At 54.3% G+C, this 26,409-nt stretch carries 24 protein-coding genes; 13 read left to right on the forward strand and 11 right to left on the reverse strand.

The genetic code is table 11. The annotated features are described in order from the left end of the window. Position 1 precedes the first annotated feature (1 nt). Complete coding sequence (celB, locus tag C3708_RS15925; protein ID WP_103949695.1) at positions 2-1,321, reverse strand: PTS cellobiose transporter subunit IIC; 1,320 nt, start codon at positions 1,319-1,321, stop codon at positions 2-4. Positions 1,322-1,479: 158 nt separating this feature from the next. Here celB and C3708_RS15930 point away from each other — a divergent pair, with 158 nt between their 5' ends. Continuing rightward, complete coding sequence (locus C3708_RS15930; protein WP_103949696.1) at positions 1,480-2,304, forward strand: hypothetical protein; 825 nt, start codon at positions 1,480-1,482, stop codon at positions 2,302-2,304. On the opposite strand, the gene arsC is transcribed toward C3708_RS15930, so the two are convergent. Continuing rightward, on the reverse strand, positions 2,301-2,660 hold the full coding sequence (arsC, locus tag C3708_RS15935) for an arsenate reductase (glutaredoxin) (RefSeq protein WP_103949697.1): 360 nt from the start codon (positions 2,658-2,660) through the stop codon (positions 2,301-2,303). The genes C3708_RS15930 and arsC overlap by 4 nt on opposite strands. A 12-nt stretch (positions 2,661-2,672) precedes the next feature. Further along, the gene (gene bepA / locus C3708_RS15940) at positions 2,673-4,136 is read right to left on the reverse strand and encodes a beta-barrel assembly-enhancing protease (protein WP_095282868.1); all 1,464 of its coding nucleotides are present in this window, start codon (positions 4,134-4,136) and stop codon (positions 2,673-2,675) included. A gap of 221 nt (positions 4,137-4,357) precedes the next feature. Here bepA and C3708_RS15945 point away from each other — a divergent pair, with 221 nt between their 5' ends. Then, a complete protein-coding gene (locus C3708_RS15945) occupies positions 4,358-5,419 on the forward strand; it encodes an AI-2E family transporter (RefSeq protein ID WP_103947319.1) in 1,062 nt (353 codons plus the stop codon). Between the two features lie 142 nt (positions 5,420-5,561). Here C3708_RS15945 and bcp read toward each other — a convergent pair whose 3' ends face one another. Beyond that, positions 5,562-6,032 (reverse strand): thioredoxin-dependent thiol peroxidase, encoded by a 471-nt coding sequence (gene bcp, locus C3708_RS15950; protein ID WP_095282866.1) that lies wholly within the window; start codon positions 6,030-6,032, stop codon positions 5,562-5,564. Next, on the reverse strand, positions 6,032-6,592 hold the full coding sequence (locus tag C3708_RS15955; RefSeq protein WP_103949698.1) for a glycine cleavage system transcriptional repressor: 561 nt from the start codon (positions 6,590-6,592) through the stop codon (positions 6,032-6,034). Before C3708_RS15955 ends, bcp begins: the two co-directional genes overlap by 1 nt. A 145-nt stretch (positions 6,593-6,737) precedes the next feature. Here C3708_RS15955 and dapA point away from each other — a divergent pair, with 145 nt between their 5' ends. The 6 genes from dapA to ypfH all read left to right on the forward strand — a co-directional run bounded on the left by dapA (position 6,738) and on the right by ypfH (position 13,257). Next, the gene (dapA, locus tag C3708_RS15960; protein WP_095282864.1) at positions 6,738-7,616 is read left to right on the forward strand and encodes a 4-hydroxy-tetrahydrodipicolinate synthase; all 879 of its coding nucleotides are present in this window, start codon (positions 6,738-6,740) and stop codon (positions 7,614-7,616) included. A 16-nt stretch (positions 7,617-7,632) separates the two neighbouring features. After that, complete coding sequence (bamC, locus tag C3708_RS15965; RefSeq protein ID WP_103949699.1) at positions 7,633-8,667, forward strand: outer membrane protein assembly factor BamC; 1,035 nt, start codon at positions 7,633-7,635, stop codon at positions 8,665-8,667. Positions 8,668-8,775: 108 nt separating this feature from the next. Further along, positions 8,776-9,489, forward strand: coding sequence for a phosphoribosylaminoimidazolesuccinocarboxamide synthase (purC, locus tag C3708_RS15970; protein ID WP_095282862.1), 714 nt, complete (start codon positions 8,776-8,778; stop codon positions 9,487-9,489). 120 nt (positions 9,490-9,609) lie between these two features. Next, positions 9,610-10,485 carry a neutral zinc metallopeptidase gene (locus C3708_RS15975; protein WP_095282861.1) on the forward strand — a complete coding sequence of 292 codons (876 nt, stop codon included), beginning with the start codon at positions 9,610-9,612 and terminating at the stop codon, positions 10,483-10,485. Positions 10,486-10,514: 29 nt separating this feature from the next. Continuing rightward, positions 10,515-12,488 carry a tRNA(Met) cytidine acetyltransferase TmcA gene (locus tag C3708_RS15980; RefSeq protein WP_103949700.1) on the forward strand — a complete coding sequence of 658 codons (1,974 nt, stop codon included), beginning with the start codon at positions 10,515-10,517 and terminating at the stop codon, positions 12,486-12,488. A 73-nt stretch (positions 12,489-12,561) separates the two neighbouring features. Then, positions 12,562-13,257: an esterase gene (gene ypfH / locus C3708_RS15985; protein ID WP_103949701.1), complete on the forward strand. Its 696-nt coding sequence runs from the start codon at positions 12,562-12,564 to the stop codon at positions 13,255-13,257. 68 nt (positions 13,258-13,325) lie between these two features. On the opposite strand, the gene C3708_RS15990 is transcribed toward ypfH, so the two are convergent. From C3708_RS15990 to C3708_RS16000, 3 genes are read right to left on the reverse strand one after another with little or no spacing between them, the layout of a single operon-like run. After that, on the reverse strand, positions 13,326-13,529 hold the full coding sequence (locus tag C3708_RS15990) for a YpfN family protein (RefSeq protein ID WP_095282858.1): 204 nt from the start codon (positions 13,527-13,529) through the stop codon (positions 13,326-13,328). A gap of 25 nt (positions 13,530-13,554) precedes the next feature. Beyond that, positions 13,555-14,682, reverse strand: a complete 1,128-nt coding sequence (dapE, locus tag C3708_RS15995) for a succinyl-diaminopimelate desuccinylase (RefSeq protein WP_103949702.1) — start codon at positions 14,680-14,682, stop codon at positions 13,555-13,557. A gap of 10 nt (positions 14,683-14,692) precedes the next feature. Continuing rightward, the gene (locus C3708_RS16000; RefSeq protein ID WP_103949703.1) at positions 14,693-15,040 is read right to left on the reverse strand and encodes an ArsC family reductase; all 348 of its coding nucleotides are present in this window, start codon (positions 15,038-15,040) and stop codon (positions 14,693-14,695) included. 390 nt (positions 15,041-15,430) lie between these two features. Here C3708_RS16000 and ypfM point away from each other — a divergent pair, with 390 nt between their 5' ends. After that, on the forward strand, positions 15,431-15,490 hold the full coding sequence (gene ypfM / locus C3708_RS16005; RefSeq protein ID WP_100780840.1) for a protein YpfM: 60 nt from the start codon (positions 15,431-15,433) through the stop codon (positions 15,488-15,490). A gap of 111 nt (positions 15,491-15,601) precedes the next feature. On the opposite strand, the gene acrD is transcribed toward ypfM, so the two are convergent. Continuing rightward, the gene (acrD, locus tag C3708_RS16010; RefSeq protein ID WP_103949704.1) at positions 15,602-18,715 is read right to left on the reverse strand and encodes a multidrug efflux RND transporter permease AcrD; all 3,114 of its coding nucleotides are present in this window, start codon (positions 18,713-18,715) and stop codon (positions 15,602-15,604) included. A 201-nt stretch (positions 18,716-18,916) separates the two neighbouring features. After that, positions 18,917-20,608, reverse strand: a complete 1,692-nt coding sequence (gene narQ / locus C3708_RS16015) for a nitrate/nitrite two-component system sensor histidine kinase NarQ (RefSeq protein ID WP_103949705.1) — start codon at positions 20,606-20,608, stop codon at positions 18,917-18,919. A 184-nt stretch (positions 20,609-20,792) separates the two neighbouring features. On the opposite strand from narQ, the gene aegA reads away from it, so the two are divergent. From aegA to C3708_RS16030, 3 genes are all read left to right on the forward strand, one after another. Next, complete coding sequence (gene aegA / locus C3708_RS16020) at positions 20,793-22,769, forward strand: formate-dependent uric acid utilization protein AegA (RefSeq protein ID WP_103949706.1); 1,977 nt, start codon at positions 20,793-20,795, stop codon at positions 22,767-22,769. 66 nt (positions 22,770-22,835) lie between these two features. Continuing rightward, complete coding sequence (gene nudK / locus C3708_RS16025; protein WP_103949707.1) at positions 22,836-23,408, forward strand: GDP-mannose pyrophosphatase NudK; 573 nt, start codon at positions 22,836-22,838, stop codon at positions 23,406-23,408. Between the two features lie 124 nt (positions 23,409-23,532). Beyond that, entirely contained in the window at positions 23,533-24,576 is a 1,044-nt protein-coding gene (locus C3708_RS16030; RefSeq protein ID WP_103949708.1) for a DUF1176 domain-containing protein, read from the forward strand. A 124-nt stretch (positions 24,577-24,700) separates the two neighbouring features. Here the strand turns inward: C3708_RS16030 and C3708_RS16035 are convergent, their stop codons facing one another. Then, positions 24,701-25,387 carry a helix-turn-helix domain-containing protein gene (locus C3708_RS16035; protein ID WP_103947325.1) on the reverse strand — a complete coding sequence of 229 codons (687 nt, stop codon included), beginning with the start codon at positions 25,385-25,387 and terminating at the stop codon, positions 24,701-24,703. Positions 25,388-25,778: 391 nt separating this feature from the next. Between C3708_RS16035 and C3708_RS16040 the strand changes: the two genes are divergently transcribed. Then, positions 25,779-26,345, forward strand: coding sequence for a fimbrial protein (locus tag C3708_RS16040; RefSeq protein WP_095282849.1), 567 nt, complete (start codon positions 25,779-25,781; stop codon positions 26,343-26,345). Positions 26,346-26,409: the final 64 nt, after the last annotated feature.

Below are 26,409 nucleotides of genomic sequence, written 5' to 3' on the forward strand. Positions count from 1 at the left end.
TTTACTCCTGTTTCGCCAGTGTGGCTTCGGGTTGCGTCGCGGTGGCAATTTCCGCCGCGCGGTACTGTTTGTCCAGAATCCGCATGAAAGGCAGATAAAGCATCGCGCCAATCAGCAGGTTAAGCAGCTGCATCACGCTGCCGCTAATATGCCCGGTGACGATAAACCCGCTGATCACCGGCGGCAGCGTCCAGGGAATAAAGACCCCCGTTGTAACCGCCACGGCGCCCAGTTTCATCGCCGCGTATTGCACGGTGACTAATACCAGCGGCACCAGGTTAAACGGAATCAGCATGATCGGGTTCATGATCACCGGCAGGCCGAACAAAATCGGTTCGTTGATATTGAACACCGACGCGCCCGCGCCGAGCCGCGCCACTTCGCGCATGTTTTTACTGCGGGCAAAAATCAGCATCGCGATCACCAGCGACAGGGTGGCACCCGCGCCGCCCATCCAGATCATGTCAAAAAACTGCTCGGTGATAATGTGCGGCGGCGTCACGCCTGCCTGAATGGCGGCGATGTTGTCGGTCTGGTTCTCCATCCACAGCGGACGGATGATGCCGTTGATCATCGACCCGGAGTTAATACCCACAGACCACAAAATGGTGATGCTGAACACTGTCATCAGCGCGCCGAAATAGGACGTGCCATAGTGGCGCACCGGCGTGGCGACCACTTCATAGATGAACTGATGAATGGTGTGATAGTGGGTGTTTTCAAACACGATGCGAATGACCAGCACCAGGATCATCACCAGCAGGGCGGGGATCAGCGCGGCGAAAGATTCCTGCACCGCAGGCGGCACGCCGTCTGGCATTTTGATCACCAGATTTTTGCGCTTCAGCCAGCAGAACAGTTCCGTCCACAGCAGCGAACCAATCATTGCCACGAACAGCCCCTTGCTGCCAATCCATTCGACCGGCATGACGGTTATGCCGCCGTTCTCCGCGACTTTGATAAATGGCGTGAGGATCAGGAAGCTAACCAGCGCCAGAATACCGCACGAAATGCGGTCTTCGCCGTAATGTTCCGCCAGACGGAAGGCGACCAGGAAGCTGATAAACAGCGACATGGTAGAGAAGACGGCGTTAAACGGGATTTCAATGATCGAGCTCCAGCTTTCGCCAAAGGCCGAGGACATAAACTGCTGATACGTCTGATTCGGGAACGAGGAGATCACCAGCAGAATTGAGCCGACGATGATAAATGGCATGAATGATACGTACGCGCCACGAATGGCACCCAGATGACGCTGCTGAGCCGTTTTGGCCGCCAGCGGCATCAATTTTGCTTCCATAAATCCCAGAACATTGTTCATTGTGAACTCCGTACAAGATCGAGTGACGTTGTTTGTGTTATGTCTGAGGATTATCAGCGAAGCGTTGCGACCGAAAGGTGAAACAGGTCACAATGTAATCGCCTTGTTAATATAAATCTCACAAGATTGGTTATAAGAAATTTCACTGAGGGCTCGCGATGGAAATTAAACTGCACGCCAATGCCACGACCACGCCGCGGACGCGTCGCTACCTTCAGCAGTCCGAAAAAAGCCACAGAGAGCTGGCTGTTGAACTGGGGATTTCAGTGACCACCGTCCGGCGCTGGCGTAAACGAGACCAGGTTACAGACAATCACACCACCCCAAAAGTGATACACAAAGCAATGAGACAAGAGCAGATCGCGTTGATTAATGCTCTACGCGACGCTACCGGTGCGCCGCTGGACGAGCTTTTGTTTTTGGTGACGGAAGGATTGGGGATCAGCGTTTCGCGGGCAACGCTCAATCGCTACCTGAAACCGGCTGCGGTGCAACGGCAGGGCGCGCCGTTGCAGGGTAAAAAAGCCTTAAAAGCAGGCGGGGTGCCGCATCGGCTTGAATTGCACCATCTGCCGCTCTCGTTGCACATGGACGATGGTGGCGAGCAACATCTTTTGTGGGCACGGGAGCCGATCAGCGGTTGGTGTTTTGCCCGGCTTTACGCAGGCATCTCGGCGCAGCTGGTGGCTAACTGGGCGAATGAATTGTTAAAAGCCTGTCCGGCTGATATCCAATCTGTTGAGACTTTTGGGTTTACTGCACCGTTAACGCTTGAAGGGATTGGGGCAAAAAGAAGCGCGGCCCGGTATTGCGCGGTGCAGGTGGCGATCCCGTTAGGCGAGATTATTCCTCGGATGAATATGGAACCGGCAGGGCAACTGCTGATGCGGATCTGTGAATTTTATAATCAGGGTAAAACGCAGAAAAAGCTGGGAGACAGTACGCCGCAGGCTTTTCTCGAAGCGCTGCGGCGGTCGAATTAATTGAGGATTTCGAGCACATCTTCCGGTGGGCGACCAATGCGCGCTTCACCGTTTGCGACCACAATCGGGCGCTCAATCAGCTTTGGATTCTCGACCATCGCCTGAATGAGCGCATCTTCGGACAGATGGCTATCGTCAAGGTTTAACGACTTATACAGATCCTCTTTCTGGCGCATCAGTTCCCGCGCGCTTGCCATGCCCAGCATACTCAGAAGCTGGCGAAGGGTTGCGGCGTCCGGAGGGGTGTCCAGATACAATACGATTTCAGGATCGATACCGTTAGATTTCAACAGGCTCAACGTATCGCGGCTCTTGGAGCAGCGAGGGTTGTGATAAATTTTTACCGCGTCTGACATGACTTCTCCTTATTACATCTTTTCGTACGGCTTGAAGCGTTGCTGCAAGGCGCGCAGCTGATCGATTCGGGCGTCGTAACGTGCCTGCTGCAGGCTGCCCAGTTTAACCTGCGAACTGGCGCTGCTGAGCAAGGAAATCGACTGATCCAGTCGCCCAACTAAAGCAAAACCTTCGGCGCGGGCTGCTAATTCCTGGTCACGGTTGCCGAGCTGCCCTTCGACTTGCGCCAGCAAATCCCAGCCGTTTTGATCGTCTTTATGATCAAACGTATAACGATTCAGAATGGTTGCCGCATCTTTAGGCTGGCCGCCCTGTAAGTAAGCGTTCGCAAGGTTGAGCTGTAACACCGGATTGGTGCGCAGATCTTTAGCATTTTTCAGACGGTTGATCGCGTCAGCCGTTTTCTTCTGCCCCAAATCGATGTCGGTTGAGAGGTCGAGATACCAGGCATTGTTCGGATCAGCCGACAAAAGCGGCTGGAGCGCTTTACGCGCCTCATCGTATTTGTTGGCTTCCATCGCCTGAAGCGCCCGACCATATTGTGCCGCATTCTGCTCACGGACGTTGCCTTTCGCCAGCGTATCAAGCAGATCGCTGGTTAGCTGGTTACGCCCGGAGTTATACATGCCGAGGGTTCTGACCTTCGCCATGTAAAAATCTTGCGATGACTGGACGACGACCGGGCGCATCTGGTTGGCACGGTTACGCGCATCCGACAGGCGGCTTTCCGGCAGGGGGTGCGTCAGCAAAATTTCCGGTGGGCGTGTGGAATAACGCGCCTGGTCGAGCAGTTTTTCGAGGAACGAGGGCATTGCCTGTGGATCAAACCCGGAGCGCTGGAGTACCTGAATGCCGATGCGGTCCGCTTCCTGTTCATTCTGCTGAGTAAAGCTGATCATCCCCTGGCGCGTCCCGGCGAGCGTGCCAGTCAGCGCCGCCATGCCGGCCTGCGGGCTGGCCATCGCCAGCAGAATCGAGCCTAGGGCACCGACCCAGGTCAATGGCGCATTCTTTTTCTGATCTTCCATCGCACGCGCCAGATGGCGCTGGGTGACGTGGGAGATTTCGTGTGCCATCACCGATGCGAGCTGGCTTTCGTTATCGGAATAGCGGAATAACGCCGAATGCAACACCACATTTCCGCCGAAGAAGGCAAAGGCGTTAATTTCGTCGTTATTGATTAAATAGAAGTGAAAGGGCGTTTTAACCGAGTCAGCATGGGCAACCAGGCGCATCCCCAGCCCGTTGATGTATTGCACCAGCAGCGGGTCATTGATTAGCGGCGCGCTGCCACGAAGCTGGCGCACATAATAATCCCCCATCTGCATTTCTTGTCCGATGGAAAGCGTGCTGCCTGCTGAGGTTCCCATATCCGGCAATGTATCGGCGGAGTCAGCGAAAGCTGGCGCCATCTGACCGACAGTCAATGCGGCAATAAGCGTTGCAACCAGAGTTTTTTTCAACTGCCTGAACATAACCTCTGCCCTGTATTTTGGATGTAGCCATTTGACCGAAGAACGTGCATATCGTTCACCTTCAACTGCTCTGCGAGTGTAGCGGTGTTGTGGCGTGAAGAAAATCCCAAACAACGGCCTTTTGCGTTTCGTGACCCAGAGTCAAAAAGCGAAAGTCTTTTGAGTGACAGTTAGATACAATTCGCCTCTCGCTCCAGCCATCAGATTCAGGGAAGGGTTGTATGCTCGAAATGTTAATGCAGTGGTATCGGCGTCGTTTCAGCGATCCCGAAGCTATTGCTTTGCTGGTTATCCTGGTTGCCGGGTTCTGTATCCTGTTCTTCTTCAGCGGCCTACTGGCGCCTTTGCTGGTGGCTCTCGTGCTGGCTTATCTTCTCGAATGGCCAACGGTTCGTCTGGAAAATATTGGCTGCTCACGCCGCTGGGCGACCAGCATCGTGCTGATCCTGTTCGTGGGTATTCTGCTGCTGATGTCGTTTGTGGTAATGCCTGTTGCCTGGCAGCAGGGGATTTATCTGATTCGCGATATGCCCGGCATGCTCAATAAACTCTCCGATTTTGCCGCTACGCTGCCGCGACGTTATCCGGCGCTGATGGACGCGGGCATTATTGATGCGATGGCGGAAAACATGCGCGCCCGCATCATGACGATGGGCGATTCAGTGGTGAAATATTCTCTCGCCTCGCTGGTCGGGCTGCTGACGCTGGCGGTCTATCTGGTGCTGGTCCCGCTGATGGTCTTCTTCCTGGTAAAAGATAAAGAGCAGATGCTTAACGCCGTGCGCCGCATTTTACCGCGCAATCGTGGTCTGGCAGGGCAGGTGTGGAAGGAGATGAACCAGCAGATAACCAACTACATTCGCGGCAAAGTGCTGGAGATGATTGTGGTTGGTGTTGCGACCTGGATTGGTTTCATCATTTTCGGCCTGAACTATTCGCTGCTGCTGGCGGTGCTGGTGGGCTTCTCGGTGCTCATTCCCTATATCGGCGCATTCGTGGTGACGATTCCGGTGGTCGGCGTGGCATTGTTCCAGTTTGGTCTTGGAACGGAGTTCTGGAGCTGCTTCGCGGTATATCTGATTATTCAGGGGCTGGACGGCAATCTTCTGGTGCCGGTGCTGTTCTCGGAAGCGGTAAACCTGCATCCGCTGGTGATTATTCTGTCGGTGGTGATTTTCGGCGGCCTGTGGGGATTCTGGGGCGTATTCTTTGCGATTCCGCTGGCGACGCTCATCAAAGCCGTGGTTCACGCGTGGCCGGATGTCCCAGCTGTCGAAGAGTAAATTTGCCGGGTGGCGCTTTGTGCTGCCTGATGCCCTCACCCCGGTCCTCTCCCACGGGAGAGGGTGAACACATAAAAAACGGCAACCGAAGGTTGCCGTTTTGCCTTTATTTTGCCGCCGGGCAGCAGACGGATCAAGTGGCTCAGGCGTTCGCTTTCAGCCAGTCGAGCACCACGTCGTGGTGGTTGCTGGTTTTGAAATCATCAAACACATGCTCAACTTTTCCGTCGGCATCGATCAGGAAACTGATGCGATGAATACCGTCGTAGGTTTTGCCCATGAAAGACTTCTCACCCCAGACGCCAAACTGTTCGCACACCTGATGGTCTTCATCGGAGAGCAAGGTAAAGTTCAGCAACTCTTTTTCAGCGAAGCGTGACAGTTTTTCTGACTTATCGGTGCTGATACCCAGCACGTCTACGCCTGCTTTTTTCAAATCATCCATGTTATCGCGTAAGCCGCACGCTTGTACGGTACACCCTGGCGTCATGGCTTTCGGGTAGAAATAGACCAGAACACGCTGTCCCTGGAAGTCGGTCAAATTTACTTGCTCGCCGTCTTGATCGGGCAGGCTAAATTTCGGTGCGATGTCACCGGCTTTCAGTGGATTCATTACTCAACTCCATCCTGTTCGTGCTGCGAATAATTGACGACGTTTATACTGCCTTGCGCATTGAGTTCTGTACAGAGTGCTTTGAACGCTTGCTCAATATTTGATGCATCGTGTGAAGCAGGGCTGTGTGCCGTTATCTGAATAAACAGGGTTGACGTTGGACCAGGCTGTGTACGTGACACCAGTTCCGCGATGTTCATCTGATGGCTGTCAAAAAGTGCGGTGAAACGTTCGATTAAATGCGGGGAGTCGGTGACTTCAACCTGCACCCAGACGGTCGCCGGCATGGCCGGACGCGGGCGTGCAGTTGTGCGTTTCATCACGATCAGCAAATCCAGCTCCGCGCCTTTAAGCGGTAAAGTGGATTCAATGAGCGTAATCGCGTTCCATGTCCCGGACAGCAGCATGATAAACGTGAACTCATCGCCCAGCATCGCAAGGCGGCTGTCTTCGATATTACAGCCGCAACTGCTGACGTGGCGGGTGATGGTGTTCACAATACCGGCTCTGTCGGCACCCAGCGCAGTGATAACCAGGTAATGTTGTGATGAGGTTGTCAAACCTGTTCTTCCTTTGCGTGGTTAAGTCATCATAAGGAAAGCATAAAAAAAACGTGCATACAACAGCCTGGACACCTTACGTCGCTTGCTTTTATTACAGTTCCAAACGTACCATTGAGAATCTTGTTTGCACAGAGGATGGCCCATGTTCACGGGAAGTATTGTTGCGCTTGTTACGCCGATGGATGAGAAAGGTAATGTCTGCCGGTCAAGCCTGAAAAAACTGATTGATTACCATGTCGCCAACGGGACTGCGGCGATCGTTTCGGTAGGGACTACCGGTGAATCCGCCACCCTGAGCCATGAAGAACACGGCGATGTGGTGATGATGACCGTCGAACTGGCTGACGGGCGTATTCCTGTTATCGCCGGGACGGGTGCAAATGCAACCGCAGAGGCCATCAGCCTGACCCAGCGTTTCAACAACAGCGGTATTGTCGGCTGCCTGACGGTAACTCCGTACTACAACCGTCCTACTCAGGAAGGTCTGTTCCAGCATTTCAAAGCCATCGCTGAACATACTGACTTGCCACAAATTCTGTATAATGTGCCGTCGCGCACTGGCTGCGATATGCTGCCGGAAACCGTAGGCCGTCTCTCGAAAGTTAAAAATATTATCGCAATTAAAGAGGCGACCGGGAACTTAAGCCGCGTTCACCAGATCAAAGAGCTGGTTTCAGACGACTTTATCCTGCTCAGTGGTGATGATGCGACCGCGCTGGACTTCATGCAGCTCGGCGGTCACGGCGTGATTTCCGTGACGTCTAACATCGCGGCGCGTGATATGGCCGAAATGTGCAAACTGGCTGCGGCGGGTCATTTCGACGAAGCTCGCTTGATTAACCAGCGTCTGATGCCGCTGCACACAAAATTATTTGTCGAACCCAATCCGATCCCAGTGAAATGGGCATGTAAGGAGTTGGGACTTGTAGCGACCGACACGCTGCGTCTGCCGATGACCCCCATCACCGACCACGGTCGTGAAGTGGTCACCGGGGCGCTGAAGCATGCCGGTTTGCTGTAGAGTTTAGGGAGATTTGATGGCTTACTCAGTACAGAAGACGCGCCTGGCGAAGGTTGCGGGTGTTTCGCTTGTTATGCTGCTCGCTGCCTGTAGTTCAGACTCGCGCTACAAGCGCCAGGTGAGCGGTGATGAATCCTATCTGGATGCAGCTCCGCTTGCTGAACTTCATGCGCCAGCGGGTATGATCCTGCCGATTCAAAACGGCGATTACAACATTCCTGTCACCAATGGCAGTGGCGCTGTCGGTAAAGCGCTGGATATTCGCCCACCGGCGCAGCCATTGGCTCTGGTGAGCGGTGCGCGCACCCAGTTTACGGGTGACACCGCAACGCTGCTGGTCGAAAACGGTCGTAACAACACGCTGTGGCCGCAGGTCGTCAGTGTAATTCAGTCGAAGAACTACACGATTGATAAGCGCGACGACGCGGGTCAGACCCTGACCACCGACTGGATCGAATGGAACCGTCTGGATGAAGATCAGCAGTACCGTGGTCGTTATCAAGTCTCTGTCAAACCACAGGGTTATCAGCAGGCCGTTACGGTCAAGCTGCTGAACCTGGAGCAGGCGGGTAAGCCAGTAGCGGATGCAGCTTCTCTGCAGCGTTACAGCACCGAAATGCTGAACGTGATTGCGTCTGGTCTGGATAAAAACGCGACCGATGCCGCGAACTCTGCGCAGAGCCGCAGCGGCGTGACATTTGATGTGCAGAGCGCAGCCGATGACACCGGTCTGCCAATGCTGGTGGTGCGTGCACCGTTCCAGCAGACCTGGCAGCGTTTGCCAGCTGTGCTTGAAAAAGCCGGTATGAAAGTGACCGACAGCACCCGTTCTACGGGCAGCATCACGGCCACCTATAAGCCGCTTTCCGATAGCGCATGGAAAGATCTGGGTGCCAGCGATCCGGGCCTTGCTTCCGGCGATTATAAAATTCAGGTCGGTGACCTCGATAACCGCAGCAGCTTGCAGTTCATCGATCCGAAAGGTCACACGCTGACCCAGTCGCAGAACGATGCGCTGGTAGCGGTCTTCCAGGCTGCATTCAGCAAATAAAAAGAAGGGCTGGTTAATCCAGCCCTTTTTATTTTAGTGTCACGCAAACGTGTGCGTGGCATAATATCCCGAGATTTTGACCATATCATCACACCAGGAGTAATGAAGATGCAGAAGCAAGCTGAGTTGTATCGTGGCAAAGCGAAGACCGTATACAGCACCGAAAACCCGGATCTGTTGGTGCTCGAGTTCCGCAATGATACGTCAGCAGGGGATGGCGCACGCATTGAGCAGTTCGACCGTAAAGGCATGGTGAACAACAAGTTCAACCATTTCATTATGAGCAAACTTGCCGAAGCCGGTATCCCAACTCAGATGGAAGCGTTGCTGTCCGATACGGAATGTCTGGTGAAAAAACTGGATATGGTTCCGGTGGAATGCGTGGTGCGTAACCGTGCTGCTGGCTCTCTGGTGAAGCGTCTGGGTATTGAAGAAGGCATCGAGCTGAACCCGCCGTTGTTCGATCTGTTCCTGAAAAATGACGAAATGCACGATCCGATGGTCAACGAATCTTACTGCGAAACCTTCGGTTGGGTGAGCAAAGAGAATCTGGCGCGTATGCAGGAACTGACCTACAAAGCCAACGACGTACTGAAAAAGCTGTTTGACGATGCAGGCTTAATCCTCGTCGATTTCAAACTGGAGTTCGGTCTGTACAAAGGCGAAGTGGTGCTGGGTGATGAGTTTTCACCGGACGGCAGCCGCCTGTGGGACAAAGAAACCCTCGATAAAATGGACAAAGACCGTTTCCGTCAGAGCCTGGGTGGCCTGATTGAAGCCTACGAAGCCGTCGCGCATCGTCTGGGCGTTAAACTCGATTAATTCCCTTGCAGGCCAAAGGATCAGCGTATCCTTTGGCTTCTTACCTTTGTTTCCTATGGTAATCCGCCCGTTAACCGCCTACGATCACTCTATTGATGACGAGATAGTTTCGAGGTGGTTATGCGCTGGCAAGGGCGTCGTGAAAGTGACAATGTAGAAGACAGGCGCAGCAGTAGCGGCGGCATGGGGCCTTCTATGGGTGGCGGTGGAATGCGGCTTCCCGGCGGTAAAGGCGGCATCGTTCTGTTGATTATCGTACTGGTGGCGGGCTACTACGGCGTCGACCTGACCGGTTTAATGACCGGCGAACCCATTCAACAACAGCAGCAACAATCTCAGCGCTCCATCAGCCCGAACGAAGATGAAGCAGCTAAATTCACGTCAGTGATTCTGGCGACCACTGAAGATACGTGGAGCCAGCAGTTCGAAAAAATGGGTCGCACCTACCAGCAGCCAAAACTGGTGATGTACCGTGGCGCGACGCGCACGGGATGCGGCACCGGACAATCCGTGATGGGCCCGTTTTACTGCCCGGCGGACAGCACCGTCTATATCGATCTCTCCTTCTATGACGACATGAAACGCAAGCTCGGCGCTGACGGCGATTTCGCCCAGGGCTATGTGATTGCCCATGAAGTCGGCCACCACGTACAGAAACTGCTCGGCATCGAGCCGAAAGTGCGTCAGCTGCAGCAAAACGCCTCTCAGACTGAAATCAACCGCCTGTCCGTGCGTATGGAACTGCAGGCCGACTGCTTCGCTGGCGTCTGGGGTCACAGTATGCAGCAGCAGGGCGTGCTGGAGTCGGGCGATCTGGAAGAGGCGCTGAATGCCGCTCAGGCCATCGGTGACGATCGCCTGCAACAGCAGAGTCAGGGCCGCGTGGTGCCGGACAGCTTCACCCACGGCACATCCGAAGAACGTTACACCTGGTTCAAACGCGGGTTTGCGAGCGGCGATCCGGCCCAGTGCAACACCTTCGGTAAAACCATGTGAATCTGAGCCTCAGGGATGAGAGTGTCGTGATGGTTGAACGTCTGGCGGCTCGGCTACAGCGCGAAGGGCATCGTCGACTGCTGGTAATAAGCGGTGATGATACGTGGTCACAGACGCAGGCTTTATCGCTGCGCGACGTGCTAGTCGGTGACTGGCTGTGGGTTGGAAACGACGCGCCTGTCGACCCGAGCTGCGCACCGCAGGCGTTAAAAAACCTGCTCGGGCGGGAATACCACCACGCCATTTTCGATGCCCGTCGCGGCTTTGATGTCTCCGCTTTTGCCGCACTCAGCGGTACGTTACGCGCCGGAAGTCTGCTGGTGTTACTCACGCCGCCTTTTTCTGTCTGGCCTGAAAAACCCGACAGCGATTCTGTGCGCTGGAGTGACAGCGAAAAACCGATAGCGACCCCGCATTTTGTCCGCCACTTTTGCCGAACGGTGAGCCACGATCCCGACATGCTGGTCTGGCAACAGCATCAGCCTTTCCCCGATTTTACTCTCCCTCCCGCACCTGACTGGCAGCCTGCCAGCGGCGAGCCGCAGCGCGAACAGGCTGAGATCCTGGCGGCATTACTTGAGATGAATGCAGGCGTGGCGGTGGTGACTGCACCGCGTGGCCGCGGCAAATCTGCCCTCGCGGGAATGTTGTTAAGCCGCATTCCGGGCCGCGCTATCGTCACCGCGCCAGCGAAAGGGGCGACGGAAGTGATCGCCCGTTTCGCGGCAGATAACTATCACTTTATGGCACCTGACGCGCTGCTGGCCTCTGATCAACAGGCCGACTGGCTGATTGTCGATGAAGCCGCCGCCATTCCAGGTCCGCTGCTGGAACAGCTGGTGTCGCGTTTTCCGCGCGTATTGCTGACCACGACCGTACAAGGTTACGAAGGCACCGGGCGCGGTTTTTTACTCAAATTCTGTGCACGCTTTAGCGGGCTGAAACACTTCACGCTCTCTGCGCCCATTCGCTGGGCGGCGGGGTGTCCGCTGGAGCGCGTCGTGGCAAACGCACTGCTATTTGATGACGTCGTCGATGAGACCGCCGTTGATTCGCCAGAAATTATCCCGCTGGAACAAAATGCGTGGGAGAGTCAGCCGCAGCTCGCGGCAGACATTTACACGCTACTCTGCTCTGCCCATTATCGAACCTCACCGCTGGATTTACGTCGCATGATGGACGCGCCGGGCCAGCATTTTGCCGTCGCCCGCGCGGGTGATGGCCTGGTGGGTGCGCTGTGGCTGGTCGATGAAGGCGGGTTAGCACCTCAGTTGAGTCAGGCGGTATGGGCGGGTTACCGACGCCCACGCGGCAATCTGGTGGCGCAATCTCTGGCTGCTCACGGGGGATCGCCGCTGGCGGCTACCCTGATAGGGAGGCGCGTCACGCGGGTAGCCGTTCATCCGGCGCGTCAGCGAGAAGGCATCGGTCAGTCATTAGTCCTCGGCGCAAGTCATCATGCGCAGCAGGATTATCTTTCCGTTAGCTTTGGCTACACGCAAGAGCTATGGCGCTTCTGGCAGCGCTGCGGTTTTGTTCTGGTGCGAATGGGCACTCACCGTGAGGCCAGCAGCGGGTGTTACACGGCGATGGCACTGAAGCCCATCAGCGAGGCGGGGCAGGCGCTTTGTGCGCAGGAACATCAACGGCTGTGTCGCGATGCGCGAATAATTGAAAAATGGAACGCCGAAAAGATCCCGGTGGACGATTGCTGGGAGTCTACCCTTAACGATGATGACTGGCTGGAGTTGGGTGGTTTCGCCTTTGCGCATCGTCCGCTTTCTACCTCTGCGGCGGCGCTCACGCGGCTTTTGCTGGCGGTGGATTTGCCGCTTCAGGGACTGCGCGGGAAGCTTGAAAACGACAACGATCGCGCGCTGTCCGGTCGCAAAGCGTTGCTGGCACAACAGCGCAGCGAAGCCGAGCAGGCGCTTGATTTTATTGATAGTCGCCGCTCCCAGCAGCTCAAAACTGATATTTTGCAATGGCAATTTTTTCAATGACTTCTTCAATGAAGTGGCATGGTCATTACCCCCCAGAGGCGTAAAATCCTGACTATCAATTAAGGAGACTGCCATGAAACACGACCATTTTGTTGTCCAAAGCCCTTCCAGCCCTGCGCAGCAATTGCTGCTGCTGTTTCATGGCGTCGGTGATAATGCGGCGAATATGGGGCAAATTGGCAGCTGGTTTGCGCCGATTTTTCCGGACGCGCTCATCGTCAGTATCGGTGGCGTAGAACCTTGTGGCCCCAAAGGGCGTCAGTGGTTTTCCGTACAGGGCGTAACGGAAGATAATCGTCAGGCGCGCATCGATGCCATCATGCCGACCTTTATCGATACCGTGCGCTACTGGCAAAAACAGAGCGGTGTGGGTGCCGGAGCTACCGCGCTGATTGGTTTTTCGCAGGGGGCGATTATGTCGCTGGAGAGCGTGAAAGCGCAGCCAGGGCTGGTGTCGCGCGTGATTGCCTTTAACGGACGCTTCGCGACGTTACCGCAGAGCGCGACGACAGCGACGACGATTCACCTGATCCACGGCGGGGAAGATCGCGTGATTGAGCTTTCCCATGCGGTGGCCGCTCAGGAAGCGCTGATTCGTGAAGGGGGAGATGTGACGCTGGATATTGTTGATGAACTGGGTCATGCCATTGACGATCGCAGCATGCAGTTCGCCCTGAATCACCTGCAATTTACCGTGCCGAAGCACTATTTTGATGAGGCATTAAGCGGCAGTAAACCGAACGATGACGATATCGTTGAGTTTATGTGAGTTATTACCCCTCACCCAGACCCTCTCCCCATAGGGGAGAGGGGACAGTTGGGTGCGGAGTTTGACGATTACTTCTGATCTTTCTGATCTTTCTTCGGCCAGTTGTCGTCATCATCCCACTTATCGTTAAAGTCACGATGCGGGGGAAGTTCAGGTTTGTTGGCGAGAAACTTCTTGTGGTCCACGCGCTTCAGATCTTTGATAACGTTCAGCAGCACGCCTACCAGAAACACCAGTACCAGAATCCACCAATATTTAGCCAGCCAGTCCATTCGCTATTCCTTCTCAGAGCAGTCGTCAGGCGACGAGTTGCTCCATAATGCGTTGATACATACGAGCCAGTAGCTGCAAATCAGCCGCGTTCACGCATTCATTGATTTTATGAATGGTGGCGTTCACTGGGCCCAGTTCGACAACCTGCGCACCCATTCGGGCAATAAAGCGTCCGTCTGATGTCCCGCCGGTGGTCAGGAGTTGCGGTTTAATTTCATTATAGTGCGCGATAGCGTTAACCACCGCATCAACCAGCTTGCCGCGCTGCGTCAGGAACGGTTGGCCAGAAAGCCACCAGTCCAGGGTGTAGCGCATTTCATATTTATCCAGCAGGGCAATAACGCGAGATTTGATCATCTCGTCGGTCAGTTCCGTACTAAAACGGAAGTTGAACTGTACGAAGAAATCGCCCGGAATGACGTTATTGCTGCCGGTGCCTGCCTGAACGTTGGCAATCTGCATACTGGTCGGCGGGAAAAATTCGTTGCCTTTATCCCACTCAATGCCCACAAGTTCGTTCAGCATTGGCGCGGCGCGATGAACCGGGTTATCGGCCAGATGCGGATACGCCACGTGGCCCTGAACGCCGTGAACGGTCAGATTACAGGTCAGGGAACCGCGACGACCATTTTTCACCACGTCACCGACGATCTCAGTGCTCGACGGTTCGCCGACCAGGCAATAATCGAGACGTTCGCGACGTTCCATCAGCGCTTCGACGACTTTCACCGTGCCGTTTTTGGCGCTGGCTTCTTCGTCGGAGGTAATCAAAAACGCGAGGCGGTTTTTGTGGTTCGGGTGCTGGGCGACAAAGCGCTCAGCGGCCACGACCATTGCCGCCAGCGAACCTTTCATGTCAGCCGCACCTCGGCCAAAGAGCATGCCGTCGCGGATAGTCGGTTCGAAAGGGGGATTAATCCAGCGGTCAGCGTCGCCCGCAGGCACCACGTCGGTGTGTCCGGCGAAGGCCAGCGTTTCGCCCTGGCCGCGCCATGCCCAGAAGTTCTGGGTGTCGCCAAAATCCATACGCTCGACGGTAAAACCAATGGCGCGCAGGCGCTCAATCATTAATGCCTGACAACCTGCGTCGTCCGGGCTAAGGGAAGGACGGCGAATAAGCTGCTGAGTCAGCTCAATGACCGGGCAAGACATAGACTACACCTCAAATGATTTGTGTATAACTGGATTCACTGAAACCCAGCAGCATAGGCTGCCCTGGCGCGCAGAGCAATGGGCGTTTGATGATCGCGGGCATTTCGAGCATCAATTTTGCTGCGCTGGCGGCGTCAGTGATGGAATTGCGCACAGATTCATCCAGTTTACGCCAGGTGGTCCCGCGCGTATTCAGCAGCGCTTCCCAACCGAGTTCCGCGATAGCGCTATGCAGAAATTCTGCGTCAAGGCCGTCCGCGCGATAGTCATGAAAGCGATACTCGATATTATTAGCCTCCAGGAAGCGACGCGCTTTCTTGATGGTGTCGCAATTTTTAATGCCGTACATCACAATCATGGTGAATCCTTTTGTCTTTATTTATCCGAAATGTTCAATATTTTCGATTTTAAATTGTTTTGAGAAATATAACACATTCGCATTATGACTGAATCGACTATGCGGGTTAATTCAACTTACAGCTGTTAGCTGAATAGTGTTTCATCTTTTACGCATAAATGTCCAGTCACCTTAAATCTCCTTTAAAGTCAGTCCAAAATAAGATTATCACCCGCGAGTATGGTTGTTTCTAAATATTGCGATTGGTCACATAAAATTAAAGGAGATAGGACCATATTTGTCTCAGGGCCAGCACAGCAGTAGGGGGAGGCAATCGGAGTCATTGATTAAATTATCTTCACAATGTCAATATATTCTCATAGAATACGCATAATAATAAGAGAGGTTGTTATGATTGAACGTGAACTGGGGAACTGGAAAGATTTTATCGAAGACATGCTTCGTAAATGACATTCAGGAAGAACTGCAAGAGCACTTAATTTAGTTATAAAAATGATGTGATTGACCCTAAATAAATCACACGCTAAAAAGGCGGCCCTGGAGCCGCCTTTTTTATGGCTGTTACTCTGGCCGCTCTTTTAGCGGGAAGCGTTGACGCACCAGCACAAAGAACAGCGGAACGAAGTAAATAGCAAGGATGGTTGCAGAGATCATCCCGCCCATCACACCGGTCCCGACCGCGTGCTGGCTGCTTGACCCGGCGCCGGAACTGGTCGCCATCGGCAGAACACCAAACACAAACGCCAGTGAAGTCATCAGAATGGGACGCAGACGCTGACGACAGGCGTGCAGGGTAGATGACAGCAGATCGTGTCCCTTCGAATTCATCTCATTGGCAAACTCGACGATCAAAATGGCGTTTTTCGCCGATAGCCCGATAACCGTTAACAGCCCGACCTGGAAGTAGACGTCATTTTCCAGCCCACGCATCCAGGTGGCGAGCAGCGCACCAATCACCCCGAGCGGAACCACCAGCATTACCGAGAACGGCACCGACCAGCTTTCATACAGCGCAGCCAGACACAGGAACACCACCAGCAGTGAGACGGCATACAGGGCAGGGGCCTGCGCGCCGGAGAGCCTTTCCTGATAGGACATTGCCGTCCACTCCAGGCCAAAACCGGCAGGGAGCTGCTGAACCAGTTGTTCCATAATATCCATCGCCGTCCCGGTGCTTACGCCCGGCGCGGCTTCACCGACGATTTCCAGCGCGGAATAACCGTTATAACGCTCCAGTCGCGGTGAACCGCTCTCCCAGTGGGAAGTGGCAAAGGCGGAGAATGGCACCATTCCGCCGGAGTTATTCCGCACATACCAAAGATTAATATCGTCCGGCAACATGCGATACGGCGCGGCGGCCTGAACGTAGACCTTCTTCACGCGGCCCCGATCCATGAAGTCGTTTACGTAGCTGGAGCCCCAGGCGGTTTGCAGGGTATCGTTCACATCGTCAATGGAAACACCCAATGCCTGCGCCTTACGCTGGTCGATATCGATTTGCAGCTGCGGGCTGTCATCCAGGCCGTTGTGACGCACGCGGGTCAGCTCATGGTTTTTACCCGCCAGCTCAAGCAGCTGATCGCGCGCGGCCATCAGCGCATCGTGTCCGGCCCCGGCGTGATCCTGCAATTCCATATCAAAGCCCGCCGAACTGCCGAGACCACTGATTGCCGCCGGGCTACTGGCAAAGACGCGCGCCTCTTTGATGTGGCTAAAGGCTTTTGTCGCCCGCTCAATAATGGCGAAGGAGGAGCCGGTTTTACTGTCGCGCTCATCCCAGTCTTTCAGGCGCACAAACATTCGCGCGACGTTCTGCCCGTTCCCGCCAGGGCCAGAACCGACGGTGGAGAACACCGACACGATGTTGTCTTTCTCATGAGTGAAAAAATATGATTCAACGTTCTCAACCACTTTCAGCGTCTGCTGCTGGGTCGCGCCGCTCGGAAGCTGAACGGAGGTGATAAACATTCCCCGGTCTTCCAGTGGTAAAAATGATGTCGGCAGGCGCAGGAATAAGAAGACCATGCCGCCCAGCAGCAGGACGTAAATCAACATCCAGCGCAGGCTGCGGTGCAGGATTCTGGCCACGCCCGCTTCGTAACGCGCCGCATTGCGGTTAAACATGCGGTTAAACCAGCCGAAGAAGCCTTTTTGTCCGTGCTGTTCGCCCTTGTGTAACGGCTTAAGGAGTGTGGCGCAGAGCGCTGGCGTCAGTATCATTGCCACCAGCACCGACAGCACCATCGCCGAGACAATAGTGATGGAGAACTGGCGATAAATCGCGCCAGTGGTGCCACCAAAGAAGGCCATCGGCACAAAGACGGCGGAAAGCACCATCGCGATACCCACCAGTGCGCCCTGAATTTGTCCCATCGATTTTCGCGTCGCTTCACGCGGCGACAAACCCTCTTCGCTCATGATGCGCTCGACGTTCTCAACCACCACGATGGCATCGTCCACCAGCAGGCCGATCGCCAGTACCATTGCGAACATGGTCAGGGTGTTGATGCTGTAGCCAAAGGCGTACAGCACGGCGAACGTCCCAAGCAGCACCACCGGAACGGCGATGGTCGGAATCAGCGTGGCGCGGAAGTTTTGCAGGAACAAATACATCACGAGGAACACCAGCGCGATGGCTTCGATCAGCGTTTTGACCACGTCCTCAATCGAGGCTTTTACGAACGAGGTGGTTTCATAAGCCACCTTGTATTCCAGCCCATGCGGGAAATACTGCGACAGCTCATCGAGGCGGTCGATGACCAGTTTCGCGGTGGCCATTTCGTTCGCACCGGACGCGAGTTTCACACCCAGACCAGACGCCTGGTTGCCGTTAAAGCGGCTCAGATAATCGTACTTTTCCGCACCCATTTCGACGGTCGCGACGTCGCCGAGACGCACTTCTGAACCGTCCTGATTCACTCGCAAAGTGATATCACGGAACTGCTGCGGCGTCTGAAGTAGCGACTGGGAGTTAATGGTGGCGTTCAGCGCCTGCTTGTCCACTGACGGCGTACCGCCCAGTTGCCCGACGGCAATTTGAGCGTTCTGAGATTTGATGGCGTTGGTGACGTCTGTAGCGGTCATCTGGACGCTGTTCAGCTTGGCCGGGTCCAGCCAGATGCGCATTGAATACTGTGAACCGTAAGCGTCGATATCGCCGACGCCGTTAATACGGCTCAGCGGGTCCTGAATATTACTCGCGACGTAGTCCGAAATATCCTGCTTATCCATCGACCCGTCGGTTGAGACGAAGGCAATGGTCAGGATGTTGGAATCCCCGGTTTTACGCACCGTCACGCCCTGGTTTTGCACTGCCTGCGGCAGTTTTCGCATCGCAGATTGCAGCTGATTCTGCACCTGCTGCACCGCTTCATCGGGATCGGAACCGGCGGTAAAGCTCAGCGTAACGGTCGCCTGGCCAGTTGCACTGCTCTGCGACGACATGTACATCAGGTTATCCAGCCCGGTCATGTTTTGTTCAATGACCTGCGTGACGGTGTTTTCCAGCGTTTGTGCCGACGCGCCCGGATAGTTCGCGGTGATGCGCACGTTCGGCGGGGCCAGATCGGGATATTGCTCAACGGGAAGTGACAAAATAGCCAGAGTGCCCGTCAGACATAAAATAATTGCCAGCACCCAGGCAAAAATGGGGCGATCAATGAAGAAATTCGCCATGAAAATAAGACCTCGTTTCGCTTCGAATCGTTATTGTTTATTGCCCGCTTAACTCTAGCGGCAAGGCGGATGCCAAACGTGGAGAAAAAAAGGAGATAGTGTAAATTATCATGCGCATTTACAGCGCCTTGTTAACTTTCCGCCCTGTCGATTATTGCCTGGTGGCGTCGCATGGGTATGACGACTTCCCGCAATTTACCGTTATTTACCGACATCCGGTTCCGGGGTGCGAAAACGAATGCACACCTGCGTCCCGCCGTTCTGCGGCTGTGAAAAGCCCAGCGTACCGCCTAGCCGTTCGGCGCGCTCGCGCATGATGTTCAGACCGTAGTGCCCCGGCGGTTCGCTGGCGTCGCCAATACCAATGCCATTATCCCGTACATATACCGTATGTTCGCCGTCCGGCGCGGTGACGCAGCTCACCGTAATTTCGGTCGCCTCGGCATGTTTGATGGCGTTCAGCACCGCTTCGCGCACAATTTGCAGCAGATGGACCTGCTTTTGCGCATCCAGCGCCAGGGACGATAACCGGCAGTCGAGATCCAGCTTCGCGCGGGTCTGGCTTTGCAGACCTTCCAGCGCTTCCTGCAAGGCCGCAGGAAGATTGGAATGATTTAGCGTCAGGCGGAAAGTGGTCAGCAGTTCTCGCAGCTGGCGCCAGGCGTTATTCAGCTCGCGTGAAAAGTCGGTGATGATGGTTTGCGCCGGAACGTTATCGTCCGGCACCGCGCGCTTGAGCAGCGTCAACTGGATGCGCAAATAGGAAAGCACCTGCGCCAGGGAATCGTGCAGTTCGCGGGCGATGGTCGCGCGTTCTTCCATTAACAGCAGCTGCTGGAAGTGCTTCTGTGCCTGATTAAAATAGAGGCCGCGTCCGAGCATCGTCGCCACGCTTTTCATCAGGGGCTCCGGCACCACGCTTTCGCTCTGCCAGCGCAGATCGCCAAAGCGTGTTTCCTGCATTACCACCGGCAGGGAGAACGTCTCTTGTTCTGGTTTTTTCACCCCTTCGCAAAGCTGCCAGTTGTCGCTCGCCTGCAGTTCCAGGTAGCTCATTCCCGTGTATTCCTGAACGATCTGGATGATATGGCGGAAACAATGCGCATCTATCTGGCTGGTGTTCAGCGCCTGTGAACACTTGAACAGCATTTCGAGCTGCTGGTGGGCTTCGTTTAAATGGCGAGTCTTCTCTTCGACCGAAATTTCCAGCGAGCGGTAGTGCTTATGCAGCTCGGCTGACATGTGATTGAAGGTGCGCGACAGCAACCCAAGTTCGTTCGGCAGGTGGGTGTCCTGAGCCTGAATGTCAAATCGGCCTTGTTCCATGTGCTGGCTGGCGTTCACCAGATGATTGAGCGGCGCGACCACCTGACGGCGGATCCCGCGCAGGGTCATAAACACCAGCAGTAAAATCCCCACACCGCCCGCCAGAGAAATCGCCACCACCAGCTGCATTTTATGTTCCGCGTAGTGCTGGAGCGCGAGCACGAAGGTGTCGATACGTTCGACATATTGCTGAATATGGTCCTGATACCAGGCTTTATCTCCCGTTTCAAGATGACTGTCCATCTCGGCCCAGGCTGTTTGTAACTGCTGATAGCCCGTTTTCACCGATTCCGGCACGTACCAGCGATCGAGCTCTTTCAGTACCGGAGAGTTGAGGGTGCTTTGCCAGTGCTGGCGATGTTCGGAGAAAGCAGTGCTGTTGCGCTCAAGATCGTAGCCGAGTCGATAGCTCTGCATCCTCAAAGAACCCGCGATATTAATCGCTTCAGCATCCCGCAGGCTGCTGGCGAGCGTCATCAACGCAATCCCGCTGGTCAGAACGGAGAGCAAAATAATCGAGATAAAAGCCCTGGCCAGGCTTCCTGATACAGGACGTTTAACGATCATGACACGGTTTCCAGAACGTTATTGAAACGCAATTTCACCTGCGATGAAATAAATTGATCTGCCACAGGTAAGTCGTAATTAGTCCCGGTTTTTGGGCATTTGAACATTGCCTGGAACCCCCGGGGTCGGTAAATACCATATGCTTATAAAAAACAGGGTTAATGCTACCAGAACAGGTGCTTCTATGAATCGTTTTATTATGGCCGATAACCTGCAATGTATCGGCTGTCACGCCTGCGAAGTGGCCTGCGTGATGGCGCACAATAATGAGCAACACGTGTTAAGCCAGCGCCAGTTTGTTCCGCGCATAACGGTGCTCAAAGAGGGCACGCGGCGCAGCGCGGTGACCTGCCACCACTGTGAAAATGCGCCCTGTGCGCAAAGCTGCCCAAACGGCGCGATTGCCAAAAGCCACGATAGCGTACAGGTGAATCAGCAAAAATGCATTGGTTGTAAAGCCTGCGTTGTTGCCTGTCCTTTTGGCACGATGGAGATCGTGGTGACGCCGATATCTAACGGTCACGTCAAAGCCACGGCGCATAAATGCGATCTCTGCCGTGACCGGCAGAATGGCCCGGCGTGTGTGGAGAATTGTCCGGCTGATGCCTTGACGCTGGTGACGCCAGAAGTACTCAATCGCCTGGCCAAAATGCGGCGTCTGCGCACGGCTTGCCAGGAGGCGCAGCCGTGGCACCGCGCGGCGACAGCAGTCGAATCACGACAGAGTAAAATTCAGCAGATGCAGGCTCTGCCAGCGCGCGGCGAACCGGACAAACTCAGCCCGGCCGCGCGCGCCGATAATTTCGACGAGATCTATTTACCGTTCAGCGCGGATCAGGCCAACCGCGAAGCGGCGCGTTGCCTGAAATGCGGCGAACATTCCATCTGCGAATGGACCTGCCCGCTGCACAACCACATTCCCCAATGGATTGAGCGTGTCAAAGCCGGAGATATTGACGCGGCCGTCGCGCTTTCTCATCAAACGAACTGTCTGCCGGAAATCACCGGACGCGTCTGCCCGCAGGACCGTTTATGCGAAGGTGCCTGCACGGTTCGCGATGAATCTGGCGCGGTGACGATTGGCAATATTGAACGCTACATTTCCGACCAGGCGCTGAGTAAAGGCTGGCGGCCCGATATGAGCGGCGTCACGCCCGTTGATAACCGTATTGCGATTATCGGTGCAGGTCCGGCGGGGCTAGCGTGTGCGGATGTGCTGATTCGCCACGGCGTGAGCGTTACGGTCTACGACAGACACCCGGAAATCGGCGGATTACTCACCTTCGGCATTCCGGCCTTTAAGCTGGATAAATCGCTGCTGGCGCGACGCCGTGAGATTTTCACCGCGATGGGCATTCACTTCGAGCTCAACTGCGAAGTGGGTAAAGACCTGCCGATGACTCAGTTGTTGAGCGAGTATGACGCGGTATTTATCGGCGTCGGTACCTATCGCTCAATGAAAGCGGGCATCCCGCACGAAGATGCGCCGGGCGTACATGACGCGTTACCGTTCCTGGTGGCTAACACTCGCCATCTGATGGGGCTGCCGTCATTGGAATCCGAGCCGTTTATCGACACCGCAGGATTAAACGTGGTGGTGCTGGGCGGGGGCGATACGGCGATGGACTGCGTGCGCACCGCGCTGCGCCAACACGCGGCAAAAGTCACCTGTGCCTATCGTCGGGATGAGGCCAACATGCCGGGCTCGAAAAAAGAGGTCAAAAATGCCAAAGAAGAGGGCTCGCACTTTGAGTTTTACGTCCAGCCCGTCGAACTGGTGCTGGACGAGGCGGGTAAGGTCAACGGCATTCGCCTGCTGCGCACCGCGCTGGGTGAGCCCGATGCGCAGGGCCGTCGTCGTCCGGTGCCTGTCGCAGGCAGTGAGTTTGTGATGCCGGCCGATGCGGTGATTATGGCGTTTGGTTTTAATCCGCATTCTATGCCGTGGCTACAGGCGCAGGGCGTCAACGTCGATGACTGGGGGCGGATCGTCGCCAGCGTGGAAAACCGCTATCGCTATCAGACCAGTCATCCGCAGATTTTTGCCGGAGGTGACGCGGTGCGCGGGGCGGATCTGGTGGTCACGGCGATGGCGGAAGGGCGTCATGCCGCGCAGGGCATGATGGACTGGCTGGAAATCGCAGCGCCAAAAATCCATTAAATCAGCGGGGCGACAAAGCGGGTTTCACGGCGTACTATGAATAGCTCATTACGTCCTGGAGCCCGTATGAGTCTGAAAATTGAGATTATCAAAGATAAAATCCTCTCTGAAAATTACTTTGTCCTGCGTAACATTACCTACGATTTAAGCCATAAAGGCGAAGTCGTCCGCCACAAGCGCGAGGTCTACGATCGCGGCAATGGCGCAACCATCCTCTTATACAGCCGTGAAAAGCAGACCGTGGTGTTAATCCGCCAGTTCCGGGTGGCAACCTGGGTGAACGGCAACGCCGACGGACGCCTGATCGAAACCTGCGCCGGTCTACTGGATAACGACGAACCCGAAGTGTGCATCCGCAAAGAAGCCATTGAAGAGACCGGCTTTGAAGTGGGCAACGTCACGAAGCTGTTCGAGCTGTATATGTCGCCGGGCGGGGTGACGGAGCTTATCCACTTCTTCATCGCTGAATATACCGACGCGCAGCGCAGCAATGCCGGTGGTGGCGTGGAAGATGAGGCCATCGATGTGCTGGAAATTCTGTTCACTCAGGCGCTGGAAATGGTCAAAACGGGTGAAATCCGCGACGGTAAAACGTTGATACTGCTTCAGTATTTACAGCTGTCAGGCCTAATGTCTTGATTTTTAAATCATCGGTAGAATGCCTTTCAGATAAATCTATCCGATAAATCCGATTGAGCAATTCCGGGCAGAACCCGAAGATACCGCCAGTTTTCGAGTTTCTGTTTCCGGGATTGTGCCTTTCATGCGTCACTGCGTACTTCTTATTTTATTCCTCAGCGTGCTGCCAGTGCCTCTGGTCTGGGCGGCACCTGCACAGCAATCGTTCTCCGACTGGCAGGTGACCTGCAATAATCAGAACTTTTGCGTGGCCCGTAACACCGGTGAGCATCACGGTCTGGTGATGACGTTGAGCCGCAGCGCGGGCGCAAAAACGGATGCCAATCTGCGTATTGATCTGGGTGGTCTGGAATCGTCGCCGGTAAAAGAGGCACCCATCGCGCCACGCCTTATGCTGGACGGCGCACCGCTCACGCTGGATGCGCTGCACTGGAAACTGACGCCGTGGCATCTGACAACCGATGACACTGCCACCATCACCGCGTTTCTGAAAACCATTCAGGAAGGGGAGGCGCTCGAGCTCAAAGACGGCAAACAGATTATTTCGCTGGCTGGGCTGAAGGCGGCGCTGCTGTTTATCGATTCTCAGCAAAAGCGTGTGGGCAGCGAAACCGCGTGGATTAAAAAGGGCGACGATCCGCCGCTGAGCGTGCCGCCGGCCCCGGCGCTCAAAGAGGTGGCGGTGGTTAACCCGACGCCGACGCCGCTGACGCATGAAGAACTCAACGATCTGCTGGATTACGGCAGCTGGCGGATGAATAACAGCCAGTGTTCTCTCGACCCCAACCGCCGCGAAGTGCGAGTTACCGCCTTAACGGATGACAAAGCGCTGCTGATGATCAGCTGTGAAGCGGGGGCTTACAATACGGTGGATCTGGCGTGGCTGGTGTCGCGTAAAAAACCGTTCGCCGCCAGAACCGTGCGGTTGCGCCTGCCGTTTGTTTCGTCGAGCGAGAACAGCGATATGGAGCTGATGAACGCCCGCTTTGACGAGAAAACGCGCGAGCTGACGACGCTGGCGTTAGGACGCGGCATGGCGGATTGCGGTATCCAGACGCGCTGGCGTTTTGACGGCCAGCGTTTTCGTTTGGTGCGATATGCAGAGGAGCCGAGCTGCGATAACTGGCACGGTCCAGACGCATGGCCGACGTTGTGGATCACGCGCTAACGTTTTGTCGGGTGGCGGCTGTGCGCGCCTGTCATCATTCTGTGTAACGGCCACCCTGTTAAAGGTGATTGCTCAGACGGTCACCGAACTTTTATTTACAGCCTCTATCTGCTTTTCTATAGACTCAATAAAATTTCGGGAAATTCTTTATAATTCTTATAAGTTTTCCATACTGGATATCCACATACTCTCCATCACGCAAATCAGCCAAAATTTTCATCATCGTACTGCGCCTTATATGACTTCTTTCAATGATGAATTTCGCAATGCCTGTTTTTAATCTTATCGATTCAGGTAATGCAGCAAGTTCGCAGAGAATCGCACACACAATACCATAGGGCGTTTGATTGATTAGACGGTTACTGTATTTTACTTCCATATCAGAAATATAGGCGTGATAGTTGAAAACGTCACGACACAGATTGTGCTCATTAATTATATCTATTGCCATATCTCTGGGTAGAACGTAGACATCACAGTCACCCACCGCGACATATTTGAAAACCTCTGCTTTGAAGCTGGAGCCCAATAATCCAAATACAGAGGGTGCATCGGCAGTACCAAAGAGTATTCCCCCAGAGGATTTTCTTATAAAATTAATTTTTCCCTTTAATAACAAAATGACCGATAGCCCTCCCTCATTTTTATTGAGAAGCTGCAGGTTGATAACCCCTCCACCTTCCTGCATGAAGACCGGCGTCGCTGCCGGAAGCAAACTCTCAATGATGCGTTTCACCTCTGCTACGGGTTTTTCCAGGTTAAAGTAGGGATCTTGATAAACAGAAGCACTATTATGTAATACTGATTTCATAACTCTCTCCAGATAACAGTTTATAATATCACAATGCCAGGTAAAAGTTCTCTGCTGAAATAACAAGCAACCAATGTAAAAATGATTCAATATTTTGATTGTCATATGAATGCGGATTATTTTAAACGCATCGATCAATTAAAATAAAGTGTCCAGGAGTGTTTGGTAAAGTGTCTATAATTGGATATTGCACTATCCAGAAAAGGTGTGAATTTTCTATTTAATTAAAAATAAATGTCTGCATAATTGTCGGCGTAACAAATAATCTTCGTCATGCTCAAATAACATGAATTCCTACATATTCATGTGACGGGTTATTTGTCATCAATTATTTAACAATGTTTCCGGGCTATTAGACGATAGCTTATTTAAATGATAAAGGAAGATATACATGACTACTTCACAAAAACTGAACACTTTATTCGCAGCAACCCTATTGGCTTTATCCGGTTCTGCACTGGCAGCGGGAACCACGTCAGTGACCGGTGGGCAGGTGCATTTTAACGGAACTGTTGTGGATGCTGCGTGTTCAGTGGATGAAGACTCTGTCGATTTTAACGTCGACATGGGCCAGGTTCGCACCGCTAAATTCGCGGGTGCGGACGGTAAAGTCGCAGCAGGTACCGCGGCTAACCAGAAGCGTCCGTTCACTATCAAACTGTCTGACTGCGATTCATCGGTTTCCACCAACGCCTCTATCACCTTCAGCGGCAACGCCCCAGCCGCCATGCCAACGGCGCTGGACAACACCGCCGGTGCCGGTTCTGCGGTGGGCATTGGCATCCAGCTGTATGACAACGTAGGCAAAGCGCTGGGTCTGGGTACCGCTTCTCCGGCCTATACCCTGATCAATGGTGAAAACTCACTGATCTTCGCTGCGGATTACATTTCTACCGGTGACACCGTCAAAGCAGGTGATGTGCAGGCGACAGCCACATTTAACGTGACCTACTCCTGATCCTGAAAACATGATTCAGGGATGAATGAGACGCCACGGATGGCGTAATGATGCTTCGTTTCAA

This window comes from Lelliottia sp. 7254-16, assembly GCF_002922995.1.
Lineage (GTDB): Bacteria > Pseudomonadota > Gammaproteobacteria > Enterobacterales > Enterobacteriaceae > Enterobacter > Enterobacter jeotgali.